The sequence below is a fragment of the Bifidobacterium pongonis genome (assembly GCF_019331805.1).
Lineage (GTDB): Bacteria > Actinomycetota > Actinomycetes > Actinomycetales > Bifidobacteriaceae > Bifidobacterium > Bifidobacterium pongonis.
Genome location: NZ_JAHBBE010000069.1, coordinates 1 through 3,491, shown reverse-complemented (window position 1 = coordinate 3,491; position 3,491 = coordinate 1). Strand labels below are relative to the sequence as shown.

Sequence of the window (3,491 nt, the reverse complement as noted above, 5' to 3'; positions counted from 1 at the left end):
CCCGGAACCATCCGCCCTTCAGGAGGGGAACCGCGCCGCGCCGAGCAGCAAGAGAAAAACCTACACCAAAACCCGAACCCACGCAAACCCGGACCACGCAAACCACCCGCGAACCATTGGAAACACTGGGGTTCGTCGGCGTGTCGGAAACGGGACGAAACAAGGGAAAACCAGGCGGAAACACACGAACAAGCGCGCGAAATGGGGTGAAAAACAAGCGGACACGGCGTGTCGCGCGGCGGTAAACGCCGCTGAACGCTCTTCGGAAGTTCCCCAAAACGGCATACGCGGGAATTCGCTCCGCCGAATCAGTGAACCCGCATTCCTAAAACGGCGAGCAAGGTGAGTGATCACCCTTGCAACGGCACAACACTGCAGACAGCACACAACAGGCAACACAGGCAACACAAAGCGACGGAAAGCGACGGAAACGAAAAACGAAAGGCCGCTCCCCTATCGAGGAGCGGCCTTCGCCATAATGCCTGACCGACCGGCGGTCAGCGCATATCAATCATCAGTTGTGGAAACCGGAGTAGTTCGGAGCCTCCGTGGTCATCATGATGTCGTGCGGGTGGGATTCGCGCAGACCGGCATCGGTGATGCGGATGAACTTGCCGCGTTCCGGCATTTCGGCGATATTGTGCGCGCCGATGTAGAACATCGACTGGTGCAGACCGCCGATCATCTGGTACAGCACGGCGTTCAGCGGTCCGCGGTACGGCACTTCGCCTTCGACGCCTTCCGGAACGACCTTGTCGTTGGAAGTGACATCGGCCTGGAAGTAACGATCCTTGGAGTAGGACTTCTTGCCGCGCGGAGCCATGGCGCCCAGGGAACCCATGCCACGGTACAGCTTGTACTGCTTGCCGTGCAGGAGCACCTTCTCGCCCGGAGCTTCCTCGCAGCCTGCGAGGGTGCCGCCCAGCATGACGGAGGATGCACCGGCGACCAGAGCCTTGGCGATATCGCCGGAGTAGTGGATGCCACCATCGGCGATGCAGGGCACGCCAGCGGCGCGGCAGGCCTGAGCTGCCTCGTACACGGCGGTGAGCTGCGGGACGCCGACACCGGCGACGACGCGGGTGGTGCAGATGGAGCCGGGTCCGATACCGACCTTGACGGCGTCGGCGCCAGCGTCGATCATGGCCTGGGCGCCGGAACGGGTGCCGACGTTGCCGCCGATGATCTGCACGTTATCGAACGCGGAATCATGCTTGAGGCGGGAAATCATGTCGAGTGCGAGGCGAGCCTCACCATTGGCGGTGTCGACGACCAGAGCATCGACGCCGGCCTCCATCAGGGCGGAAGCACGGTTGTAGGCGTCACCCAGGAATCCGACGCCGGCGGCGACGCGCAGACGACCCTGCTCATCCTTGGTGGCATCCGGGTACTGCTCGGTCTTGACGAAGTCCTTCACGGTGATCAGGCCGGTCAGATGGCCTTCGGCGTCGACCAGCGGCAGCTTCTCGACCTTGTGCTGGGCGAGCAGACGGTGGGCGTCGTCCTTGGAGATGTTGGTCGGACCGGTGATGAGGTTCTCACGGGTCATCACGTCCTTGACCTTGAGGGTGTCGTAATCCTCGGAGGGGATGAAACGCATATCACGGTTGGTGATGATGCCGACGAGCTTGTTGTCCTTGTCGACAACGGGGAGGCCGGAGATGCGGAACTTACCGCACAGCTTGTCGAGATCGGCCAGGGTGACTTCCGGGCTCACGGTCAGCGGGTTGGTGATCATGCCGGATTCGGAACGCTTGACCACGTCGACCTGGGCGGCCTGGTCGTCGATGGAAAGATTGCGGTGCAGAACGCCGATGCCGCCGTTACGAGCCATGGCGATGGCCATTTCGGCTTCGGTGACGGTATCCATTGCGGCGGAAAGCACGGGGGCCTTCATCGTGATCTTGCGGGTCAGATGAGTGGTGGTATCTACTTCGGAGGGGATGACATCCGTCGCATTGGGGAGCAACAGCACATCGTCATAGGCGAGGCCGAGGCTGGCGAAGATGGGCGGAAGCGGTGCATACGCAGACTGAGGCTCTGCGAAGATATCAGAATTTGTAGCCATGTCCCCACTATATGAACGACGCCTGACTTATTGGGGGCATTGTGGGGCGTTAATGGACACCGTTACTGTTGACGTGCCGATTGTGCGTCCTCGGCGCGTAATTCAACCAATCGATGACGAAGATACGGGTACATGGTGATGACAGTGAGAATCACCGCGGCAACGGCCATGCCCACCAGTACCAGCCATGCGGGCACGAACAGGATCATCAGCGATCCGAACGAGATCAACGCGGCCCACGCCCACAGAATCAGTACCGCGCCCTGGACGGAATGGCCGATGCGCAGCATGCGATGATGCAGATGCATACGGTCGGGGTGCATCGGGGACTGGCCTTTGCTCAAACGGCGCACGATGGCCAGGCACATGTCGAGCACTGGCAGGAACAGCACCAATACCGGCAGCAGGATCGGCATGAACACCGGCAGGTAGACGCTGGTGTGCACCGACGCCGGATCGATATGGCCGGTGAGCACGATGGACGCGCAGGTGATGAGATAGCCGAGCAGCATGGATCCGGAATCGCCCATGAACAGTTTCGCCGGATGCCAGTTGTGCATGATGAAACCCACGCAGATGCCGACCAGCGCGACGTCGATCAGGGTGGCCATCGAAGCGTACGAGGGCGAAGTGCGTGCCAGCACGTATGAGTAGATAGCGAAGGCGATGCCGCCGATCGCGACGATGCCCGAAGATAGGCCGTCAAGGCCGTCGACGAAGTTGACGGCGTTGATCGAGGCGACGATCAGGAACGCCGTGATGGCCATGGATAGGCTTGGCGATGCGGTGACCAGCGAGCCCAGCGGCAGTGAGATGATCTGCAGACCACCCCATGCCACGAATACGGAAATCAGCAGCTGACCGGCCATTTTCAGCATCCAGTCGAGATCCCACAGATCGTCGGCCATGCCGAGCAGACAGATCAGGACCGCGCCGATCATCACCACCCATGCCTGATGGTTCTCGTGGAACAAGCCTTCGATGAAGGGGATCCTGCTCGCGAACAGCATGGCGATGACGAATCCGAGCATCATGGCCAGGCCGCCCATACGCGGCGTCGGAATGGTGTGCACGTCTCGGGAGCGCACTTCGCCCACGGCACCGATCCTGATGGCCAGATGGCGGATCAGGGGCGTCAGCAGGTAGGTGGCGCCACCCGCGACCGCCGCGATGAACAGGTATATCCTCATGCGCCCAATCCCCCGCCGTTGATGTGAAGAGCCTGACGGACCGTGCTTTGACTGATGACGCCTTCACGCAGAATGGTGATGCCGTCGCGTGCGTGCGGATCGGCTTCGACCACGGTGCTGGCGACATGGCCCGGAGTGGCGCCGCCGTCAAGATACAGGTCGATATCGTCGCCCAATGCGGCCACGGCCTCTTCGACGGTTTGCGCGCTTTCGCCGCCGGAACGGTTCGCGCT

Annotated in this window: 3 protein-coding genes; all 3 read right to left on the bottom strand. The window is 61.5% G+C overall.

The features are described from left to right. Window positions 1-514 precede the first annotated feature (514 nt). The gene (gene guaB / locus KIH75_RS09905) at window positions 515-2,068 is read right to left on the bottom strand and encodes an IMP dehydrogenase (protein WP_033523175.1); all 1,554 of its coding nucleotides are present in this window, start codon (window positions 2,066-2,068) and stop codon (window positions 515-517) included. A gap of 62 nt (window positions 2,069-2,130) precedes the next feature. Next, window positions 2,131-3,258: an MraY family glycosyltransferase gene (locus KIH75_RS09900; RefSeq protein WP_219056535.1), complete on the bottom strand. Its 1,128-nt coding sequence runs from the start codon at window positions 3,256-3,258 to the stop codon at window positions 2,131-2,133. Then, window positions 3,255-3,491, bottom strand: a 237-nt coding sequence (locus tag KIH75_RS09895; RefSeq protein WP_219056534.1) for an L-threonylcarbamoyladenylate synthase, incomplete at its 5' end; no start/stop codon positions are given. The genes KIH75_RS09895 and KIH75_RS09900, both read right to left, overlap by 4 nt.

What these genes read in the sequence shown, in the direction of transcription:
- guaB (WP_033523175.1), bottom strand. Translation starts at nt 2,068, where the DNA reads ATGGCTACAAATTCTGATATCTTCGCAGAGCCTCAGTCTGCGTATGCA.
- KIH75_RS09900 (WP_219056535.1), bottom strand. Translation starts at nt 3,258, where the DNA reads ATGAGGATATACCTGTTCATCGCGGCGGTCGCGGGTGGCGCCACCTAC.